The organism is Corynebacterium uterequi, assembly GCF_001021065.1.
Lineage (GTDB): Bacteria > Actinomycetota > Actinomycetes > Mycobacteriales > Mycobacteriaceae > Corynebacterium > Corynebacterium uterequi.
Map to the genome: position 1 here is coordinate 202,668 of NZ_CP011546.1, position 19,647 is coordinate 222,314.

The window sequence follows — 19,647 nt, forward strand, 5'->3', positions numbered from 1 at the left end:
ACGTCCTATGTGTGCATTATTGTTCACGGGCGTGAGTTTCAACACAACACCGCAGGACCGCCAGAACTACGCCGTGGCGGCCATCGTCGGCATCATCGCCGGTATCGTCTCCGCCATCGTCAAGTTTGGCTGGGAGGTGCCGCTGCCGCCGCGCTCCCCGGAGCGCAACGCCACCAACCCGCCCCAGGCCTTCCTGGAGTTCTTCGGCTTCTCGGACACCACCACCCACCTGAGCTACACCTTCAACGGCAACGAAGGCCTGCCGTGGGTATCCTTCCTCATCCACTTCGGCTTCTCTATCTTCTTCGCCGTCATGTACTGCGTCATCGCGGAGCGTTGGCCGAAGATCAAGCTGTGGCAGGGCGTGGCCTTCGGCGTGTTCCTGTGGGTCGCCTTCCACGTGGTGCTCATGCCCGCCATGGGCATCGTCCCGGCGCCGTGGAACCAGCCGTGGGAGGAGCACTTCTCGGAGATCCCGGGCCACGCCATCTGGATGTGGGTCATTGAAATCATCCGTCGTGACCTGCGCAACCGCATCACCGGCGAGCCGGACCCCGAGGTCGAACTCGGCGCACGCCGCTAGGGGCTCAGTGAAGTTAGGGCGCGAAGGGGGATCCGCCCTGGCTGAACACCCAAAACGCCAGGTTCAGTAGGACGACCGGGGCGGCAAGGGAGAGTAGAGCCGCGCACCCCAGCGCGAGTAGCTACCAGTCTATGACCTATCCGCCAACGTCGGCCGGATTGGCCGAGCCAGCTGAGTCATTTCCTGCCGGCCGCGCAGCTCGATGGAGTTGAGCATCACCCAGCGTCGTTGTTCCGCCTCGTTGGCCTGGCGGATGGTGGCGGCGTTGCTTAAGACCCGGTCGGGGGTCTGCTTCGCCCGGTCGGTCAACCTGGCCGCGAGGTTCACCGCGTCGCCAATGACTGTGTATTCGAACCGGTCCGCGCCGCCGATGTTGCCGGCGACGACATGCCCGGCGGCCACGCCGATGCCGGCGTCGAGCTTGAGGTCCTTAATCTCCTCACGCAGTTCGCGGGCGGCGGCCAGTGCCCACGACGTGGCGTCGTTGATGTTGATGGGCGCGCCGAAGATGGCCAGCGCGGCGTCGCCCTGGAATTTGTTGATGATGCCGTGATTGCGATGCACCACGGCCACGACGATCTCGAAGAAGCGGTTGAGTTCCGCCACCACCTCCTTCGGCGTGTGCGATACAGCGAAGGTGGTCGATCCGATGACGTCGACGAAGAGCACCGCGACCATGCGGTCCTCGCCGCCGAGTTCCGGGTTGTCCGCCAGCGCCCGCTCGGCGACCTCGGCGCCAACGTAGCGGCCGAAGATGTCGCGCACCCGTTGGCGTTCCTTGAGCCCGCGAATCATCTCGTTGAAGCCGGACTGGAGCACCCCAAGTTCGGAGCCGTCGTAGATGTCCACCTGAACGCTGGAGTCGCCGCGTCGTACGCGGTTGATGGCGTCCTGAAGCTCCCGGATGGGGTCGGTGACGCTCGACGTGGATAAAGAGGTGCCGACGAAGCCGGTGAGAAGCGTCGTGACGACGAGGGTGGCGATGGCCCCGGCGAGGTCTCCGGGGTCGTCGGTGAAGAACCCGGCGCGGTGGCCGAGGATGATGAACAAGATCCCCAACGCCGGCGCGGCGGAGGTCATGAGCCACGTCAGCCGCAGGCGCCACGCGATCGGCGGGGACATCATCGAGTCCTCGAAGCGCCGGGCGAGCGCCGCGGCGGCGACGGGGCGGACCATGCGTTCGGCCTGCAGATAGGTCAACAGGCAGATCGCCACCGCCGCTAGGGTGATGGAGACGCCGACGACGAGGGCCGTCTCCCACCCGGCCGTGGCCGTGACCGCCACGGCGATGGCGATACCGATGGCCCACACCACCGCGCAGACAATCGCCTGGTACACGGGCAGGCGCATGACGAGGTAACGCACCATGTTCGGATCGTGCTGGTCGGGGGCGCGCTGCCAGTCGAGGACCGGGCGGGACAGCGCCAGCGACGCCGCCACCGCCATGGCGAGGGCGAATCCCACGTAGACCATGCCGATGATGGACACCGCCGGCCAGCCGATGGTGATGTTGTCCAGCCCGGGCAGCGGCAGGATGAAGCGAATGAACACCATGATGAAGATCGCGCCGGTGAGGTTCGAGCTCATGACGAGGGCGGCGTACAGCGGCCACGACGTCCGCATGAGCCAGCGCACGGCCCGCCAGTATCTGTTCATGACGCTCAACTCTATCGCGCCCCACGAGGGCCCACTAGGGTGGAACAGGTGAACTTTCCCACCGTCGCCGAGCAGCTGGCGGACACCCCCACGGTCCGCGATGTCGTCCTGGCTGCGGCCGCCGCCGCCCGTGGCCACGCCGGTGCCGACCCGCACGCCATGACCCACTCCTGGGTGTTCACCGGCCCGCCAGGGTCGGGCCGCTCGGTGGCGGCTATGGCTTTCGCGCAGGCGCTGACGTGCACCACCGACGGCGCGCTGGGGTGCGGCCGGTGCGAGGCCTGCCGCGCCGTGCGCGCCGGAGCACACACCGACGTCACCCGCGTGGTCCCGGAAGGCAACGTCATCTCGGTGGACTACGTGCGCGAGGTCATCATCCCGGCGGCGAATTCCCTGCCGACGGTCGGGGGCTGGCGCATCATCGTCATCGAGGATGCGGACCGCCTCCGGGAAGAGGCGGCCAACGCCCTGCTGAAAACCATCGAGGAGCCCCCGGAGCGCACGGTCATTGTGCTGTGCGCCCCGTCGCGGGCTCCGGAGGATTTCATTCCGACGCTGCGTTCGCGATGCCGACACCTCTATATACCGAGCCCCTCCACACACCGGATTGTGCATTTGCTCGTCGATGAACTCGGCGTCGCCGAGGAGCACGCCCGACTGGCCGCGACGAGCTCCCTGCACCACATCGGCCGGGCCCGGAAACTGGTGACGATGCCGGTGATGCAAAACCGGCGCTCCCAGGCGATTAATCTCGCCGAGATGCTCTTCCACGGCGACCAGGCTTTCCAGGCAGTCAACGGCTTGCTGGCTGCGGCGAAGAAGGAAGTAGACGAGACCTACGCCGAGATCGACGAGCGCGAGCTCGCCAAGCTGGAGAACTCGCTCGGGGTGGGGGCTAAGGGCAAGGGCGCGCAGCGGGCGTCACGCCAGGGAGCGGGTGCGATCACGGACCTGCAGAAGCAGCAGAAGCGACGACGGACCCGCGCGCAGACGGACATCGTGGACCTAGCGCTCGTCGATTTCGCCGGGGTGTTTCGCGACGCGATGATGAAGTCCGCCGGCGCCGACGTGGAGCTCACCCACCCGGATTTTGAGCCGCTGGCCGCCGAATTGGCCGAGAAGGCCTCGTTTGACGCGCTGGTGGAAAGCCAGGAGGCGATCCGGGAATGCCGGGAGCGCATCAAGGGCTTCGTGTCCCCGCAGCTGGCGATGGATGGCATGCTGGGGCGAATCCGTTTGGCGTTGAAGGTCTCCTAGCGCGGTTAAGCTGCGGATTTCTGGCAGCCGGCGGTGGTGCACTAAAGTTACTACCCGGTATTTACGTACCGTGCCTCCTTAGCTCAGTCGGTAGAGCATCTCACTCGTAATGAGAAGGTCGCGAGTTCGATTCTCGCAGGTGGCTCCACTTCTTTTTCCGCGGGCTACAATGCGCCACTATGAGCCATTCCCTCCCCGCGCCTCATCCCCCCAGTCAGAGCATGTCTCCGCGGGGGCTGCTGACCACGGTTGTCGTGGTGGGGGTAGTCATCCGAACATGGGTGATCTCCCGTGGCTGGTTCTATTGGGACGATTTCATCCTCACCGCCGAGGTCCGCTCCCAACCACTGTCCGAGCTGCTGCTGAGCTCCCACGACGGCCATCTCATGCCCGGTTCGTGGCTGTTGCTGTGGGCCATCGACGCTCTTTCCGGGGGCGCGTACAGCTGGCCGGTGGCGGTCGCCGTCCTGGCGGCGCTTACCGCCGCCGCCGCGGCCGCGTTCGGCTACGCGGCCTGGACCATCGCGCCCCGGCACGCCTGGTGGATCACCGGCCTGTACCTCATTAACCCGCTGCTGCTTCCGACGTCGACGTGGCTCGCCGCAGCCGTCAATTCGCTGCCGCTGCAGGCCCTCGCCGCGGTGTGGTTGGCTCACGGGTGGCGCTTTCAGCGGCGTCGACGGGTGGTTGACCTGGTGGTCATCGTCGTCGCCGTGGTCGCCGCGTGCCTGTTCAGCGAGCGGGCGCTGCTGCTCGCCCCGGTGAGCGCGGTGATCGTGCTCCTGTGGGTGGGACCTGGCCGGCGCGGTGGGTGGGCCCCGGTGGTGATTGCTTTCATCGCCCCGGTGGTGGCGTGGCTGGCCATCTATCTGAGCACGGTGGGGGACCCGGTGGAGGTCACGCAGCGCTCCGCATCGCTGGGGGCGATCGTCACCAGCGGGTACTTCAATGGTTTCGCGGCGACGCTCGTCGGCGGCCCGTGGGGGTGGAGCCGGTGGCACCCGGGTCCGCCGTTCGCGGCCGCGTCGGTGCTCGGTGCCGCGCTCGGCGGGGCGGCGGTGGTGGCCCTGGCCGCGTGGGCGTACGCGAAGCGATCCCTGGCGCCCGTCGCGGTTGCCCTGGCCTATCCGTTGCTTCCGCTCGCGGCCCTGTACTGGGTGCGCTCCGGGCAGGGCACGGCGGTGGAGATCGCGTTGACGCTGCGGCACTTCTCCGAGGTGCTGGTCTTGGTGGGGTTGACGGTGGCGGCGGCCATGCGCCGGTCCGGACACCGTGCCGCCGGGCGGCTGCCAGCCTTCACCGGGCCGGCGGTGGCGCTGGCGGTGGCCGGTTCCTCGCTGGTGAGCGTGGTGACGTACACCCTGGTGTGGCAGGATCAGCCGGCGCGTTCCTACTTCGCCACGCTGACTAGCCAGCAGGCGCAGCAGGAGGTGACGCTGCTCGATCAACAGCTGCCGCCGGAGATTCTCACCCCGGTGGCGGAGCCGTACCACTGGCTCTCGTGGCACATTGACGGTGTCTCCGACTACACGCACACCCCGACCGTGATCGATGCGGCCGGTGCTATCGTGCCGGCGGAGCTCATGCCCATGCGGGCGACGGCGCTGGAGCCGGGATGCGTGGCGCCCCGGGTCACGCGCGTGCTCACTCTCGACGGGCCGCTGGTGGAGCGCGACTGGGTGCTGCGGCTCAACGTCCTGGCGGAGGCCGTGGATCAGGTTACCGTGGCGCTGGAGACCAGCGAGGAACCGGTGGTCGTCGACGTGCAGCCGGGCATGCAGCAGGTGCACGTTCGGCTCGTCGGTGGTGGGAACACGGTGCTGGTCGGAGCCGAAAACACCCCGCTGTGCCTGGGGCGCAGCGAGGTGGGGCAGTTGCTTCCGCGTTAGGCCTCGTCGACGAGCATGCGCGGCATCACCTTGCCGGTGGCGTTGCGCGGCAGTTCCTCGACGAAGTGGACGTCGCGGGGGATGGAGTGGTCGGCGAGCTTGTCGGACACCCATTGGCGCACGGCGTCCTCGGTGAGGGCGTTGCCCTCGGGGGAGTCCTCGCGGACGATCCACACGGCGATGCGCTTGAACGTGACCGCGTCGTCGACGCCCTTGGCGGTGAGGTCGGCCACGCCCGGCATGGGCTCGAGGATCTCCTCGACGCTGCGCGGGTAGACGTTCTCGCCGCCGACGATAATCATGTCGTCGATGCGGCCGAGGACGTGCAGGTAGCCATCGTCGTCGATGTATCCGAGGTCACCGATCTCGATGAGGCCCTGGCGCTGAACGATCTCAATCGCCGGGTTGGTGTACCCGGTCAGGGAGGTGGAATTGCGCAGGTGAATCCGGCCCACTTCGCCCTGGGGGAGCTCGTTGCCCTCGGCGTCGAGCACCTTGAGGATGGTGCCGGGGGATACTCGGCCGGCGACGGTCGGGTCGGCGGCGATGGCCTCCGCGGTGGCGGTGGCGGCCAGCGTGAGCTCGGTGGAGCCGTAAATGTTGGCCAAGATGGGGCCGAAGCGCTCGATGGTCTCCTGGACCAGGGCCGGGGTGAGCGCATTGCCGGAGGAAGCCAGGTAACGCAGGCTGCTCGTGTCGAACTTCTCCTGGCCCTCGAGCTGAAGCATCTGCTTGATGAAGATGGGGGAGGAGACCAGCGCGTCGGCGCGGTACTTCTCGATCTGTCGCCAGCAATTCTCCGCGTTGAATACACGCTGGGTGACGATGGTGCAGCGAGCACCGACGGCGACGTTCGTCGCCCCCCAGCCCCAGGTGTGGAACATCGACGCGGTCATCTGGATCGTGTCGCCGGCGCGCATCGGCAGCGTGGTGAGGTAGCCGGAGAGCACGACGGGCAGGCGCGGTTCGGGCCGCACGACGCCCTTCGGCACGCCGGAAGTGCCGGAGGACATGAGCACGATCTTGCCGTGACGGGGCATGAGCGGCAGCGAGATATCGGCGTAGCGCTCCGGGTGGCGCACGATCTGATCCATGGACTCGGTGTCCGCGGGAATCGGGTTATCGGCGTGCGCGATGACGACGGTGAGACCCGGGTAGTTCTCCGGCAGGCGGTCGGCGAACTCGTCGTCGACGAAGAGGACGTTAATGTTGTTTTCCTGTAGGCAGCCCAGGACCTGCTCGGGGGAGGAACCGACGTTGAGGAGGTACATCTCGGCGCCCGCGTAGCCCTTCGCCGCCATGGGCAGGAGGATGCCGCGGCCGTTGCGGGCCATGATGCCCAGCCGGATCGTGTCCAGCTGCAGGCTGAGGAGGTAGCGCGCGATGGTGCGGGACTGGTTGCGCATCTCCCGGTAGGTCAGGGTGCCGTCATCGTCGATGAGGGCGACGCGGTCGGGCGCGCCCTCGTAAGCGGCCTCGACTTCGCGGGCGAAGGAGAACCAGTAGCGGGCGAGGCCGGGGATGAGTCCCGCAGTCGCCTTCACGGGCCCTTTGGGGTCGACAATCCCTGACGTCACCAGGGACTTCGCCAGGGTGGGCAGAGTCGACAGCGTCTTAAGCGTCATCTGCAGCCGGGGTGATAGGGCCATAAGGGCGGGTTCTCCTCAAGTCGGTGAAACTTCTCTGGGTCCGTTATATTACAGACTGGTTACAAATGTTGCACTTCAAAACCATCCGCGCGTTTTGAAAGTGCCGGTTATCCTGGGGATACATGCTACTACCTCCCCGGAAGGATTCACACGTGCAACAGCAGCCACACCTATCAAGCAGGCTTGATAACTACCTCGAGATCGACGGCCTCCGCTTCCGAGACCTCGACCGCGACGGCCAGCTTAGCCCCTACGAAGACTGGCGCCTCAGCCCCGAGGAACGCGCCCGGGACCTCGCAGCCCGGATGACGCCGGAAGAGAAGGCGGGCCTCATGGTCATCGGCTCGCACTACCCCGGGTTCTCCGAGTTCCTGCCCCACAAGAGGAACGGCCAGCTGCTCAATGAGCAGGACCTGTGGCAGGACAAGAACCCCATGACCGGCCAGGACTACCCGGAGCCCTTCCTCCAGACCTCGGGCACCGAGGCCGCCATTCACGAGCGCCACCAGCGCTTCTTTATCGCCCGTGACAACCTCGACCCGCGCGAAATGGCCGAGTGGACCAACGCCGTCCAGGAGGTCGCGGAACGCTCCCGCCTGGGCATCCCCGCCGTCTTTGCGTCGAACCCGCGCAACCATTACGCCCTCGTCCCGGTGTTTGGCTCGTCAGACTCCGCCGGTATCTTCTCCGATTTCCCCAGCGAGCTCGGCCTGGCGGCCCTCGGCGACGCCGCCCGGGTGGAGGAGTTCTCCCGCATCGCGGCCAGCGAGTGGCGGGCCGTCGGCCTGCATAAGGTCTACGGCTATATGGCGGACATCGCCAGCGAGCCCCGGTGGTCGCGCTTCGCCAACACCTTCGGCGAGGACCCGCAGCTCGCGGCGGCGTGCGTGCGCGCGACCGTCGTCGGATTCCAGGAGGGTGGCGTGGCCTGCACCGTCAAGCACTTCCCGGGCGGCGGCGTGCGCGAGGACGGCCACGACCCCCACTTCTCCTGGGGCCAGTCCAACGAGTACCCCACCGAAGGCGCCCTGGCCACCTACCACCTGCCGCCCTTCGCCGCGGCGGTGGACGCCGGCGTGTCGGCCATCATGCCGTACTACGCCAAGCCGCTCAACACCTCCGCCGATCAGCTGGAGCCGCAGCGATGGGTCAGTGAGAACCAGCAGTTCGAGGAGGTGGCCTTCGCGTACAACAAGGCCATCATCACGGATCTGCTGCGGGGCGATCTGGGCCACACCGGCTACGTCAACTCCGATTCCGGGGTCATCGACGCGATGCCGTGGGGCGTGGAGGACCTGAGCAAGCCGGAGCGCTTCGCCCGCGCCATCGCCGCCGGCGTGGACATCTTCTCGGACATGGCCGACCCGAGCGAACTCGTCGCCGCCTACGAGCAGGGCCTGGTGACCGACGAGCAGCTGACGACGGCCTGCGAACGCCTGCTGCGTGAGCCCTTCGAGCTTGGCCTGTTCGACAGCCCCTACGTCGACGAGTCTGCCGCCGACGCTGCCCTGCGTGTCACCTCGCACCTGGCCGCGGCGGAGCGTGCCCAGCGTGACTCGGTCACCCTGCTGCGCAACTCCGACGGGGTGCTGCCCCTGGACCTCGACTCCAACATGAAGGTGTTCGTGTACACCACCGGCCGCACGAAGATCGAGCTCGCCGCGGAGCGCGTGCGCGAACAGGTCGAGGTTCTCTTGCCGTACGCCACAGTGGTGGACACCCCGGAGGAGGCGGACCTCGCGTTCGTCGTGGCCCGCCCGGAGATCAACCTCTTCGAGGATGACAAGGAAGGCGTGTCCCTGTCCGTGGACCCGCGGGACAACGGCGTGGACGTCGACCGCGTGGTGGAGATCGAGAAAGCGGTGCCGACGGTCCTGGCGCTCAACGTCACGAACCCGTGGCTGCTCGCGGAGCTGGAACCGCACGCGGCCGCCCTCGTCGCGACGTTCGAGATCTCCCCGGATCAGCTGCTGCGTTCGCTGGCCGGAGTCGACGGCGGCCCGAAGGGGAAGCTGCCGTTTGCGTTCCCGCGCTCGGCGGAGGTCTTCGAGAACTCCGGGCGCGACGTCCCCGGCGCATTCTGTGGCGAGGACTACCCCTACGTCGATCGCGACGGCGTGGCCTACGGCTTCGGGCACGGGTTGCGCCTGAGCTAGCTGCTTTTTCTCGGTAGGATGGGACGTGACAACAAACGTATCTACGTAAGGAGCTCCCATGCCACAGACCGTCAAGGGCGTCATTGCCCGCGCCAAGGGCGCCGAGGTTGAGCTGACCGACATCGTCATCCCCGACCCCGGCCCCCACGACGTTGTCGTGAAGGTCTTAACCTGCGGCGTGTGCCACACGGACCTGTCCTACCGCGACGGCCACATCGGCGACAACTTCCCCTACCTGCTCGGCCACGAATCCGCCGGCATCGTCGACACCGTCGGCGAGGCCGTCACCCACGTCGCACCCGGCGACCACGTCATCCTCAACTGGCGCGCCGTGTGCGGGCAGTGCCGCGCCTGCCGAAAGGGCGACAGCAAGAACTGCTTCAACACCCACAACGCCTCGACGCCCATGACGCTGCCCGACGGCACCGAGCTCGAAGCCGCCCTTGGCATCGGCTCCTTCGCCGAAAAGACTCTCGTCCACGAGGGCCAGTGCACCAAGGTCAACCCCGACGCCGACCCGGCGGCCGTCGGTCTGCTCGGCTGCGGCATCATGGCCGGCCTCGGCGCCGCCGTCAACACCGGCGACATCCAGATCGGCGACTCCGTGGCCGTCTTCGGCCTCGGTGGGGTCGGCACCGCCGCCGTCGCCGGCGCGCGGCTGGCCGGCGCGACGACGATCATCGCCGTCGACCTCGACGAACGCAAGACCGAGCAGGCCCGCGAATTCGGCGCCACCCACACCATCGTCTCCGACGGGCTATCGCAGGACGACGTCGTCGAACAGGTCCGCGAGCTCACCGGCGGCTTCGGCGCCGACGTCACCATCGACGCCGTCGGCATCCTGCCCACCTTCTACCAGGCCTTCTACTCCCGCGACCACGCCGGCCGCATGGTCATGGTCGGGGTACCCAACCTCACCGACCGCATCGAGCTGCCCGCCATCGACTTCTACTCCCGCGGCGGCTCCCTCAAGCCCGCCTGGTACGGCGACTGCCTGCCCGAACGGGACTTCCCCGCCTACACCCAACTCTTCGCCAACGGCCAGCTCCCGCTGGACAAGTTCGTCTCCGAGCGCATCGGCCTCGACGACGTCGACGCCGCCTTCGACACCATGAAGCGCGGCGACGTCCTGCGATCGGTGGTGGTCCTCTAATGGACTCCCTGCGCATTGACCACGTCGTCACCTCCGGGACCTTCGCCCTCGACGGCGGGCAGTGGGACGTCGATAACAACATCTGGCTCGTCGGCGACGACCACGACGTCATCATCATCGATGCCGCCCACGACGCCGCCCCCATCGTCGACGCCGTCGACGGCCGCAACGTCGCCGCCATCATCTGCACCCATGGCCACAACGACCACGTCACCGTCGCCCCGGAGCTGTCCCAGCGCCTCGACGCCCCGCTGTACCTCCACCCCGGCGACCAGCCCCTGTGGGAGATGACGCACCCCGGCGTCGGCTACGAACCGCTCAAGAACCTGGCGGAGTTCACCATCGGTGGCGCCACCATGCGGGTGCTCAACACCCCCGGGCACTCACCCGGCTCCTGCTGCCTCTACCTGCCCGAAGCCGGCGTGCTCTTCTCCGGCGACACCCTCTTCCAGGGCGGGCCCGGCGCCACGGGACGGTCCTACTCGTCCTTCGACACGATCATCGAATCCATCAAGACCTCCATCCTCACCCTGCCCGCCGAGACGACGGTGCGCACCGGCCATGGCGACCACACCAGCGTCGGCGCGGAGGCCCCGCACCTGGAGGAGTGGATCCGCCGCGGGCACTAGGCGCGCGCAGGAAACCCCAGGCGATGCGCGCGGCGAGCACGACGATGACTGCCCACCACACGGCGAAGTCGTCGTCGGGCTCCCACGGAAGAATCCACAGCACGGGCAGCCAGGTGAAGGATTGCACAGCGGCCGAGGCGGCCGATTCGTGCTTGAGCGCGCCCCACACCAGCCCGCTCATGGCCAGGACGAACACGGCTCCGATAATCATCTACTCCTCCTCCACGCTGGCCAGCCCGTAGGCGATGTCCTCGACGCCCCGGGTGGTGTCGCCGACGACGAACACCGCCTCGTCGTTGTTAGGGATGAGGATGAGCATCGCCGAGTAGCCGCCCGTGCCGCCGTTGTGCCAGAGATGATCAGCCTCCTTCACCCAGGTGTGCTCGTGCTGGCCGTGCCGGAGCAGGAACCGGGCGTACTTCGTCATGTCTCGGCCGGTGGATCGCACCGCGCCGGCGGGGGCGTAACCCGCCGTCTCCCAGGGCGCGGACTCGCGGCCGTCGCCGCTGAGACCCCGGGGTGCGTCGTCGGCGACGGAACCGAACGCCATCGAATAGGACTCGCTCATGCCGGCCGGCGCGAACACGTGGCGTTGGAGCAGCTCCTCCCAGGTCACGCCCTCCTGCTTCGCTAGGAGCTGGCCCAGCAGCGCGTGACCGTAGTTGGAATAGTGCTGCTTTCCGACCTTCTCCGGATCCGGAGCTGGATCCTGGGCGAGGACGTCGTCAGGCATGATGCCCTTATAGGGGTTACCCGGCCGAAGAATCTGCTCGGTGACCAGCTGCGTCCAGGGCACGCCGGCCAACCTTGGCAGCCCGGACGTGTGATTAGCCAGGTCCCCGAAGGTCGTCGCGCTGAGCTCAGGGCTGACGTCCACGAGCGAGCCCACCTCCGTTGCTGGGTTTCCGACCGCGGCCATGATCTGCGCATTCATCGTCTTGGTGACGGAACCGATCTCGAACTCGGTGGCGTCATCCATACCCAACCCGGCCCAAGTGGCGTCGTCGCCCTGGACGCGCACGGCGAAGAGGTGGTGATGGCCCTTGCCGGCGAGATCGTGCAGCTGGGACGCCAGGGCTTGGTCGCCGTGGCGGTCGTTCGAGAGGTGGACGGGGCGCGGGGCGATGACATACGCCGCCGCGAGAAAGAGGGCGATGGTGACGATGGCCAGGGCGATGCGCTTCAACATGGATGCTCCTCCGTCGCGGCGATGATGGCTAGAAGCGGCACGACGCGCGCGGGCTTCACCAAGTATTGGCCGTGGGCGTCCTTCTGCAGCCAGCCGCCGGACTGAAGCGCCCCGAGATGGTGGTAGGCCTGCCCCAGCGAGGTCGCGAGGCCGTCGGCGTGGATCTCGGCAGCCGTGGCCGGCGCGACGAGCAGGCGCTGCAGGATAGCCCCGCGCGCCGGGTGGGCGATGGCGATCAGCCGCTCGATGTGCGGCCGCCAGTCCGCGACGGCCAGGTACTCCGACGGGCGGATCCACTCATAGCTGATGCCGCGGTAGGCGCCGGAGAAGGCGGTGAGGTCGGTGGTTGTGGGGGTTGTTGTGTTTGGGGTTGCTGAGGTTGGGGTTTCGGTGGTTGTTGTGGGGGTGGCCGTGGCTCCGAGCGCTGATGTTTGTTCAAGCCGCTGGACGCGACGTTCCAGAGCTTCGAGGCGGGATTCAAGATCGGAATTCATGATTCCGATATTACGGAATCATGGAGAGTTGGGGGCGGAGGTCGGGGGTCAGGGTGTGGCTCGGGGCGGGCGGGGTGATGCACGTGCATCACTGGGGACGGGATATGCCGGAGGTCCGTATCGGGCGGGAGGGTGGATTGCGTAGGAGGCGTCAGCTTCGGCCGCGTCAGGCTGGAACCCTGGCCGCCGTCAATGGGCTGAAGCGATGCACGTGCATCGCTTGAGAAGCGTCGACGCCCGGGCCGACAGCAAAGAGAGGGCAGGCTCCGGCCATGATGAACACTGAAACGATGCACGTGCATCACTTGGGAAGCGTCGACGCCGCCGCGAACCCGGGCCGACAGCAAAGAAGGGGGGCAGCCCCCAGCCCATGATGAACACCGAAACGATGCACGTGCATCACCCACCACAACCACCACGTTCGAACCAAACGTTCCCACCCAGCAGTAAGGACTAGCCCGCCCAGCTGCACCAACCATGAAACTGTGACCAAAATCGCACCCCTGTACGATAGCAAACACGTTCTACCCGGCTATGATAGGGGCCATCATCACACCACGGGGAAACCACACACGGGGGACACGTAGCTCATGCCCACCACATCACTGATCGACCTCACCGACGCCCGCGACGACGACATCACCAGCATGCTCACCCACGCCCATCGCACCATCACCCGCTCGAAAGCCGCACTGATCGCCGCGATCGCACAGTTCCACGCCCGTGGGCTGGCCGAACACTTCGGCGCCCCGTCGACTGCGACGTGGCTTATCCGCCACTTCCAACTCGCCTCGTCCACCGCCCGGGAGTTAGTCCGTGTCGCGGTGTTCATCACCCAGCACCCTAGGGTTGCTGACGCGTTCTACCTCGGCCGATTGTCCTATTGCGCGGTGCGGTTGCTCATGGCGGTTGTCGATGAGTCCACCACCGAGGATGAAGAAGACGCCATTGTTGCCGCGGCGGAAGGACTAACGATCACTGAGCTACGCGCAGCACTTGCGCCGCTGAGGACACCGCGGGAAGACAAGGTGGAGAAGATCCGTATACGCACCCAGGATGATGGGTGGACGACAGTCAGTATCACGTTGAACCCGGATACGGCTGCGGAGTTTGCGGCGGCGTTGAAAACCGCGGAGTTAAGCAACTACGGCGATACCACCACCAAGGTGGAAGATTCGGACGATCAACCTGGGGATGTAGCCGATCAGATCGCTGGGTTGGATCCGCACGGCACGCACGGTGCGGGGGTGGTGGGTGTGAGTCGGTTTGGTGCTCCTGCCAGGGTGCGGTTGATGGGGGCGTTTAAGGCGGTGGTGCATATTGTGCGTTCCCAGCCGGTGTCGAGGGTGCGTGCCCCGGGCGCGGAGGTGATCTACGTGGTGAGGGAAGATGATGGTGGGGTGCCGCGGGTTGTTAGTGATCCGTCGGCGGTGGCTACGGGTCGGGCGGATAAGTTGTTTAATGCCCGGATGCGTACTTTGTTGGTGGATGGTGTGGGGAATGCGGTGTCGTTGAGTTCGTCGACGCGGTTGGCGACTAATCGGCAGGTCAAAGCGTTGGTGGCGCAGTGGTCGGGGGTGTGTGCTACTCCGGGGTGTGGTCATAGTCGGTGGTTGGAGATGCATCATATTGTGGATTGGGCTCAGGGTGGGCCGACGGATATGTGGAATTTGGTGGTGTTGTGTTCGGCGTGTCATACGTTGGTCACGAATGGGCAGATGCGGATCACGATTGATGATAAGGACCCTTCGCGGTTGCATTTTCGGGCGAGGGGGTCGCATTTTGTGAGTTGTCGGCGTGGTGCGCCGGTGACATTGGAGTCGTTGCTGGCCCGTAAGGCCCCGACCGCGGCGTAAGCCCCGCCTGGGGGTTAGGGCATGGTCTCGGTCGATGCCCGGACCCGGGAGGGTGTGGAAGCTGGATACCGCTTTGATGTCTGATTCGTAGGCCAGGATGAACCCCTACCTGGTGCCCCACAACACTTCGTGGCGGATGAACTTGTGCAGAAGCCGCTCGGTAGCCTTGCGCTTCTGCGCGACGCCGGCGTCATCGGTGGAGAGTGCCTTCTGAGCTGTGTCGCTGGCATGACACTTTGTGAAACCCAAAAGCGCCTCACGTAGCGGTCATGCTAGCTACACTGGGGAAGACATCTTGGCCTTCATCAGTGTCGATACTCGAGACAGTTCGATGAGAAGCCAAGAATCGTGAACCTAGGAGAAGTGAGGTCCCACAGTGAGCATCGATCAAGCGGTCCATGCGCTCGCTGCCAGAGTGCGCGAGTTGAAACCGATCATTGAAACCGAAGAGGCCACGAAGACTGCGTTCATCATCCCATTTATTAGCACAGTGCTTGGGTATGATGTGACGGACCCCCGTGAAGTCATTCCCGAATATACGGCTGATGTTGGGGTTAAGAAAGGAGAGAAGGTCGACTTTGCGATCAAGTCGGGAGATGACTTCAGATTTCTGATTGAGTGTAAAAAGATCGGTGAACCGCTACGGCTGGATCATGCAAATCAGCTCGTACGGTACTTTAATGTCACAGATACTGAGTTTGCAATATTGACGAACGGCGAGGTTTACGAATTCTACGCTCAGCTAGATGCGGTCAATAGGATGGACGAGAAGCCATTTATGACTGTTAATCTCTCCGATATTGACTCGAGGGTATTTCCGCACCTGGAGATGTGTACGAAGAACCGCTTTGATTCTGATACAATTGCCGCTAGTGCGGAACAGCTGAAGTACATATCAGAGATCAGGAAGGTGCTGGCCCAGCAATTCAAAGAGCCGGACCCTGACTGGGTGAAGCTCATTGCCTCACGTGTCACAACTCGGAGGATGACGTCGCAGAACATCGAAGCCTTCACTCAGTTGGTGACTACCGCGCAATCGCAATTCCTGAAGGATGAAGCTAACAGGAGGCTGCGATCTGCACAGGATCTCGACGATGGGGTATCTACGAGGATTTTGCCGCAGGAATCCATGGCGGAAGGTGAGGTTGAGCCTGAGGCTGATGAGGTTAGTTCGATTGTAACGACTGAGGAGGAGATGCAGGCGTTCGGAATAATTAGGGCGATATGCTGTAGTGAGATTCCGGTTGCAGACATTTCGATGAGAGATGCCAAAACGTATTGCGCGATCCTTTATCGAAATAATAATCGCACTCCGATCGCCCGGCTCTATTTCGACCGTCGGGTTCCGAGGATTGTAATATTTGACGCGGAGCGGGTGGAGCACCCAATCGACCTAGAAAGTGTCGACGGTATCTACGAGCATGCGCAGCTACTTCGAGACAGGTGTATCGCATTGCGAGGGTAGAGGTGGGAATTTCCTTCGGAAGGGGATGGCTAATGTTGTATGGTCTTCGATTTTCGTAAATGTAAGGTGTTTGTTGTTCTTTGACGCAAGTTGAGGGCTTCCCTCATCGTCCCAACGCCCAATCCCGCCAAGGAGCCGTTCCAATGCGCCAAACCTTTCCAACCCCCGAACTGCTCCTCGCCGCCGTGTCCGCACTTGTCGCCATCGTTGCGATCGCCACGCACGCCGAAATGGTGGCCTATTGGGCGCTCGTGGCCACAGCGCTCACGGTCGGCGTGCTGATGCTATCGCTGTGCCTCTGGTGCGCGCCACGCCGGGTGGCTACCGGAACAATTCTGCTCGGCGTCGTGCTGACGATAGCCGGCGCCATTTACGGCGCCGCATTCATGCAGCCTACCGAGATCTTCTCCCCGGTGTTGATGCTCCCGCTGGGCATAGTGCTGGTGGTTTCGGGTGGCTTGACGTTGCTGCGGCGGCGATCCGCCCGTTAACAGCTACAGCTCCGCCAGCAGGTACTGCCCATAACCGGACTTGAGCATGGGCTGGGCCAACTCAGCTAATCGACGCCCGTCGATAAAGCCGGCCTCGTAGGCGGCTACCTCGGGGGAGCCGATGACGCGCCCGGTGCGCTTTTGTAGGACCTCGACGTAGCTGGCGGCCTCGGACATGGAATCCACCGTGCCGGTGTCGAGCCATACGTCGCCGCGCTGCATTCGCTGCACGGTGAGCCGGCCTTGGCGCAGGTAGGCGTCGTTGACGGCGGTGATCTCCAGTTCGCCGCGGGCGCTGGGGGTGATGGATTGGGCGATGTCCACTACGGAGTTGTCGTAGAAGTACAGACCAACCACCGCGTAGTTGGACTTCGGACGGGCGGGTTTTTCCTCGATGGAGATGGCGCGGCCGGAGGCGTCGAACTCCACGACGCCGTAGCGCTGCGGGTCGGAGACTTCGTAGGCGAAAACGACGCCGCCGGCGGGGTCGTGGCAGTGCGTCAGGGCGGTGGTGAAGCCGTGGCCGTCGAAGATGTTGTCGCCGAGGACGAGCGCGACGGCGTCGTCGCCGATAAAGTCCTGGCCGATGAGAAATGCCTGCGCTAGGCCTTCGGGGCGGGGCTGCACGGCGTAGTCGAGCATGATGCCGAGCTGTTCACCATCGCCGAGCAGGCGTTGGAAGGCCGGCTGATCCTCGGGGGTGGTGATGATGAGGATGTCGCGGATGCCCGCCTGGATGAGGGTGGTGAGCGGGTAGTAGATCATCGGCTTGTCGTAGACAGGCATGAGCTGCTTCGAGATGCCGCGGGTGATGGGGTACAGCCGGGTGCCGGAGCCGCCGGCGAGGATGATGCCCTTCATCCCAAATACAGCGCCAGGCCGACGCGCCAGCTGGTGGGGGTGAAGCCGGTGGCCTCGATCTTCGCGGTGTCCAGCACCGTGCGCCGTGGTCGGGGAGCCAGCACGGTCCCGGCGGCCGCTTGGGCGGCTTCGTAGTCGGCGGTGGTGACGGGGTGGACTTCGGCCGGGTCGTGGCCGACGGCGATGAACGCGGCCATGGCTACGTCGTCTCGGCCGGCGGCGTCGCCGGTGCCGGTGACGTGGTAGATCCCGTAGTCCTGGCCGGTGTCGAGCAAGTGGATGATCGCCCGGGCGAGGTCGTCGGCGCTAGTGGGTCGCCCAACCTGGTCGTTGACCACGCGCGGGGTGACCCCGCGTTCTGCTAAGCCGGCCATGGCGGAAACGAAGTTCGCCCCGTCGCCGTAGACCCACTGCGTGCGGATGACGTAGTGCTTGGCTGCCACGCGGGCCGCTTCCTCGCCGGCTGCCTTGGCGGCGCCGTAGAAGTTGACCGGGGCGGGGGTGTCGTCCTCGGTGTAGGGGGAGTCCTGGCCGGGGAAGACGTAGTCGGTGGAGACGTGGACGAGGGTGAGGTCGTGGGCGTTGGCCAGCGACGCGAGCCGGGCCGGGGCGGCGGCGTTGACGGCCCAGCAGCGGGTGCGGTCGGACTCGGCGGCGTCGACGTTGTTGTACGCCGCGGCGTTGATGATGGCGCTGTACTGGGCGTAGGGGAAGTCCGCCGGGGGAGAGGCGATGTCGAACTCGGCGTGAGTGAGGTAGTGCCCGCGCTCGCCCAGGTGCTTCCGCAGAGCGCGCCCGAGCTGGCCGTCGGCGCCCGTGACGAGGATCTTCCTGCCCGGTATGGGGGCGCACGTCATCGGGTGGGCGAGGTCTTTGTCGGAGAGGTTGATCGGTTCGAGTGGCCAGTCGATGGTGCGGTAGGAGACGTTGGCGTAGGTGGCGTCGGCGGACCAGTGGTCGTTGACAAGGTAGAGGTATGTGGTGGCGTCGTCGAGAGCCTGGAAGCCGTTGGCGACGCCGCGGGGGACGAAGACAGCCACGTCGGGCGTGATCTCGTAGGTGGCAGTTTCACCGAAGGTGGTCGATCCTTCGCGGAGGTCTAACCAGGCGCCGAAGACGCGGCCGGTGCCGACGGAGACAAGCTTGTCCCAGGGCTCGGCGTGCAGCCCGCGGGTGGTGCCCCGGGTGAGGTTGTAGGAGACGTTCTGTTGGACCGGGGTGAATCCGGGTAGCCAGCCGCGGCGCCAGTTCTCTTTGAACCAGCCGCGGGCGTCGTGGTGCCGTTGCAGGTCAATAAATCGAAGGCCGTCGATCATGTGTTAGTGTCCCTTCTCCGCGTAGGCCTCTTCGGTGGCGGCCTTCGCCGGGCGCCACCACTCTTCGTTGCTCCGGTACCACTCGATCGTCGCGCTGAGTCCGTCGCGCAGATCGGAGCGTGCCGGCGCCCAGCCCAGCTCGGTGCGCAGCTTCGACGAGTCCATCGCGTATCGCTGGTCATGGCCGGGGCGGTCGGCGACGTGCTCGTAACCATCGGCGTCCATGAGCTCGCAGATGAGCTCCATGACCTGCTTATTGCTCACGTGGTCGTCGTCGCCGCCGATGTTGTAGGTGTCGCCAATCCGCCCGCGTTCGAGGATGGTGAGCACGGCCTCGTTGTGGTCGTCGACGTGGATCCAGTCCCGAACCTGGGCGCCGGTGCCGTAGAGCTTCGGCGTGCGGTGGTCGAGGATGTTGGTGATCTGCCGGGGGATGAACTTCTCCACATGCTGGTACGGGCCATAGTTGTTGGAGCAATTGGACAGCGTGACCGGCAGGCCGAAGGAGCGGGACCAGGCGCGCACGAGGTGATCCGCCCCGGCCTTCGACGCCGAGTAGGGGCTCGACGGTCGGTAGGCGGTGTCCTCGGTGAAGCGGGTGTCGCCGTCGATGGGCAGGTCCCCGAACACCTCGTCGGTGGAGACGTGGTGGAAGCGGGTGCCGTGGCGTCGCGCCGCCTCTAGGAGAGTGAAGGTGCCGACGAGGTTGGTCTCGATGAACGGCGACGGGTCACGCAGGGAGTTATCGTTGTGGCTTTCCGCGGCGAAGTGGACGATGGCGTCGGCGCGGCGGACGAGGGTATCGACCACGTCGGCGTCGCAGATATCACCGTGGTGAAACTCGAAGCCAGCCCCCAACCCGTCGAGGTTCGCCCGGTTGCCGGCATAGGTGAGCTTGTCCAGCACGATCACCCGGTAGCCGCGGCGCAGCGCAAGCCGGGTGAAGTTGGCGCCGATGAAACCGGCCCCGCCGGTAACCAGGAGCGTAGTCATGCCCTCGACT

Annotated in this window: 16 protein-coding genes and 1 tRNA gene; 10 read left to right on the forward strand and 7 right to left on the reverse strand. The window is 65.5% G+C overall.

Annotation, left to right across the window (positions count from 1 at the left end; all coding sequences use genetic code 11):
• Nucleotides 1-31: 31 nt before the first annotated feature.
• Nucleotides 32-583, forward strand: a complete 552-nt coding sequence (locus CUTER_RS00965) for a YagU family protein (protein WP_236684737.1) — start codon at nucleotides 32-34, stop codon at nucleotides 581-583.
• A gap of 129 nt (nucleotides 584-712) precedes the next feature.
• On the opposite strand, the gene CUTER_RS00970 is transcribed toward CUTER_RS00965, so the two are convergent.
• On the reverse strand, nucleotides 713-2,239 hold the full coding sequence (locus CUTER_RS00970; protein WP_047258851.1) for an adenylate/guanylate cyclase domain-containing protein: 1,527 nt from the start codon (nucleotides 2,237-2,239) through the stop codon (nucleotides 713-715).
• Between the two features lie 48 nt (nucleotides 2,240-2,287).
• Between CUTER_RS00970 and CUTER_RS00975 the strand changes: the two genes are divergently transcribed.
• The 3 genes from CUTER_RS00975 (at nucleotide 2,288) to CUTER_RS00985 (ending at nucleotide 5,385) form a co-directional block, all read left to right on the forward strand.
• Nucleotides 2,288-3,496, forward strand: coding sequence for a DNA polymerase III subunit delta' (locus CUTER_RS00975; protein WP_047258852.1), 1,209 nt, complete (start codon nucleotides 2,288-2,290; stop codon nucleotides 3,494-3,496).
• A gap of 72 nt (nucleotides 3,497-3,568) precedes the next feature.
• Nucleotides 3,569-3,644 (forward strand) — tRNA-Thr (locus CUTER_RS00980).
• A 31-nt stretch (nucleotides 3,645-3,675) separates the two neighbouring features.
• Entirely contained in the window at nucleotides 3,676-5,385 is a 1,710-nt protein-coding gene (locus CUTER_RS00985; protein ID WP_144412220.1) for a hypothetical protein, read from the forward strand.
• On the opposite strand, the gene CUTER_RS00990 is transcribed toward CUTER_RS00985, so the two are convergent.
• Nucleotides 5,382-7,034 carry an AMP-binding protein gene (locus tag CUTER_RS00990; RefSeq protein ID WP_082121203.1) on the reverse strand — a complete coding sequence of 551 codons (1,653 nt, stop codon included), beginning with the start codon at nucleotides 7,032-7,034 and terminating at the stop codon, nucleotides 5,382-5,384. The two genes, CUTER_RS00985 and CUTER_RS00990, sit on opposite strands and share 4 nt — an antisense overlap.
• 122 nt (nucleotides 7,035-7,156) lie before the next feature.
• On the opposite strand from CUTER_RS00990, the gene CUTER_RS00995 reads away from it, so the two are divergent.
• From CUTER_RS00995 to CUTER_RS01005, 3 genes are read left to right on the forward strand one after another with little or no spacing between them, the layout of a single operon-like run.
• Nucleotides 7,157-9,190, forward strand: a complete 2,034-nt coding sequence (locus CUTER_RS00995) for a glycoside hydrolase family 3 protein (RefSeq protein ID WP_082121204.1) — start codon at nucleotides 7,157-7,159, stop codon at nucleotides 9,188-9,190.
• A gap of 58 nt (nucleotides 9,191-9,248) precedes the next feature.
• The gene (locus CUTER_RS01000) at nucleotides 9,249-10,343 is read left to right on the forward strand and encodes an S-(hydroxymethyl)mycothiol dehydrogenase (RefSeq protein ID WP_047258855.1); all 1,095 of its coding nucleotides are present in this window, start codon (nucleotides 9,249-9,251) and stop codon (nucleotides 10,341-10,343) included.
• On the forward strand, nucleotides 10,343-10,972 hold the full coding sequence (locus CUTER_RS01005) for an MBL fold metallo-hydrolase (protein WP_047258856.1): 630 nt from the start codon (nucleotides 10,343-10,345) through the stop codon (nucleotides 10,970-10,972). The genes CUTER_RS01000 and CUTER_RS01005 overlap by 1 nt, the downstream gene beginning before the upstream one ends.
• A gap of 211 nt (nucleotides 10,973-11,183) precedes the next feature.
• On the opposite strand, the gene CUTER_RS01015 is transcribed toward CUTER_RS01005, so the two are convergent.
• Together CUTER_RS01015 and CUTER_RS01020 are read right to left on the reverse strand one after the other, a co-directional pair.
• Nucleotides 11,184-12,161 carry a serine hydrolase domain-containing protein gene (locus CUTER_RS01015; protein ID WP_052843963.1) on the reverse strand — a complete coding sequence of 326 codons (978 nt, stop codon included), beginning with the start codon at nucleotides 12,159-12,161 and terminating at the stop codon, nucleotides 11,184-11,186.
• Complete coding sequence (locus CUTER_RS01020) at nucleotides 12,155-12,655, reverse strand: winged helix-turn-helix domain-containing protein (protein WP_047258858.1); 501 nt, start codon at nucleotides 12,653-12,655, stop codon at nucleotides 12,155-12,157. Before CUTER_RS01020 ends, CUTER_RS01015 begins: the two co-directional genes overlap by 7 nt.
• A 590-nt stretch (nucleotides 12,656-13,245) precedes the next feature.
• Between CUTER_RS01020 and CUTER_RS01025 the strand changes: the two genes are divergently transcribed.
• From CUTER_RS01025 to CUTER_RS01035, 3 genes are all read left to right on the forward strand, one after another.
• The gene (locus tag CUTER_RS01025) at nucleotides 13,246-14,511 is read left to right on the forward strand and encodes an HNH endonuclease signature motif containing protein (protein WP_047258859.1); all 1,266 of its coding nucleotides are present in this window, start codon (nucleotides 13,246-13,248) and stop codon (nucleotides 14,509-14,511) included.
• Nucleotides 14,512-14,887: 376 nt separating this feature from the next.
• Entirely contained in the window at nucleotides 14,888-15,976 is a 1,089-nt protein-coding gene (locus tag CUTER_RS01030) for a type I restriction enzyme HsdR N-terminal domain-containing protein (protein WP_047258860.1), read from the forward strand.
• A 143-nt stretch (nucleotides 15,977-16,119) separates the two neighbouring features.
• Nucleotides 16,120-16,467 (forward strand): hypothetical protein, encoded by a 348-nt coding sequence (locus CUTER_RS01035; RefSeq protein WP_047258861.1) that lies wholly within the window; start codon nucleotides 16,120-16,122, stop codon nucleotides 16,465-16,467.
• Between the two features lie 3 nt (nucleotides 16,468-16,470).
• Here the strand turns inward: CUTER_RS01035 and rfbA are convergent, their stop codons facing one another.
• The 3 genes from rfbA to rfbB are packed head-to-tail and all read right to left on the reverse strand — an operon-like array spanning nucleotide 16,471 to nucleotide 19,637.
• Nucleotides 16,471-17,328: a glucose-1-phosphate thymidylyltransferase RfbA gene (gene rfbA / locus CUTER_RS01040; protein ID WP_047258862.1), complete on the reverse strand. Its 858-nt coding sequence runs from the start codon at nucleotides 17,326-17,328 to the stop codon at nucleotides 16,471-16,473.
• Nucleotides 17,325-18,644, reverse strand: coding sequence for a dTDP-4-dehydrorhamnose reductase (gene rfbD, locus CUTER_RS01045; protein ID WP_047258863.1), 1,320 nt, complete (start codon nucleotides 18,642-18,644; stop codon nucleotides 17,325-17,327). The genes rfbA and rfbD overlap by 4 nt, the downstream gene beginning before the upstream one ends.
• Before the next feature lie 3 nt (nucleotides 18,645-18,647).
• Nucleotides 18,648-19,637, reverse strand: a complete 990-nt coding sequence (rfbB, locus tag CUTER_RS01050) for a dTDP-glucose 4,6-dehydratase (protein ID WP_047258864.1) — start codon at nucleotides 19,635-19,637, stop codon at nucleotides 18,648-18,650.
• Nucleotides 19,638-19,647 lie beyond the last annotated feature (10 nt).

Excerpts from the sequence above, each read along its gene's own strand:
- CUTER_RS00970 (WP_047258851.1), bottom strand. The coding sequence starts at position 2,239 with ATGAACAGATACTGGCGGGCCGTGCGCTGGCTCATGCGGACGTCGTGG.
- CUTER_RS00985 (WP_144412220.1), top strand. The coding sequence starts at position 3,676 with ATGAGCCATTCCCTCCCCGCGCCTCATCCCCCCAGTCAGAGCATGTCT.
- CUTER_RS00990 (WP_082121203.1), bottom strand. The coding sequence starts at position 7,034 with ATGGCCCTATCACCCCGGCTGCAGATGACGCTTAAGACGCTGTCGACT.
- CUTER_RS00995 (WP_082121204.1), top strand. The coding sequence starts at position 7,157 with ATGCTACTACCTCCCCGGAAGGATTCACACGTGCAACAGCAGCCACAC.
- CUTER_RS01000 (WP_047258855.1), top strand. The coding sequence starts at position 9,249 with ATGCCACAGACCGTCAAGGGCGTCATTGCCCGCGCCAAGGGCGCCGAG.
- CUTER_RS01005 (WP_047258856.1), top strand. The coding sequence starts at position 10,343 with ATGGACTCCCTGCGCATTGACCACGTCGTCACCTCCGGGACCTTCGCC.
- CUTER_RS01015 (WP_052843963.1), bottom strand. The coding sequence starts at position 12,161 with ATGTTGAAGCGCATCGCCCTGGCCATCGTCACCATCGCCCTCTTTCTC.
- CUTER_RS01020 (WP_047258858.1), bottom strand. The coding sequence starts at position 12,655 with ATGAATTCCGATCTTGAATCCCGCCTCGAAGCTCTGGAACGTCGCGTC.
- CUTER_RS01025 (WP_047258859.1), top strand. The coding sequence starts at position 13,246 with ATGCCCACCACATCACTGATCGACCTCACCGACGCCCGCGACGACGAC.
- CUTER_RS01035 (WP_047258861.1), top strand. The coding sequence starts at position 16,120 with ATGCGCCAAACCTTTCCAACCCCCGAACTGCTCCTCGCCGCCGTGTCC.
- rfbA (WP_047258862.1), bottom strand. The coding sequence starts at position 17,328 with ATGAAGGGCATCATCCTCGCCGGCGGCTCCGGCACCCGGCTGTACCCC.
- rfbD (WP_047258863.1), bottom strand. The coding sequence starts at position 18,644 with ATGATCGACGGCCTTCGATTTATTGACCTGCAACGGCACCACGACGCC.
- rfbB (WP_047258864.1), bottom strand. The coding sequence starts at position 19,637 with ATGACTACGCTCCTGGTTACCGGCGGGGCCGGTTTCATCGGCGCCAAC.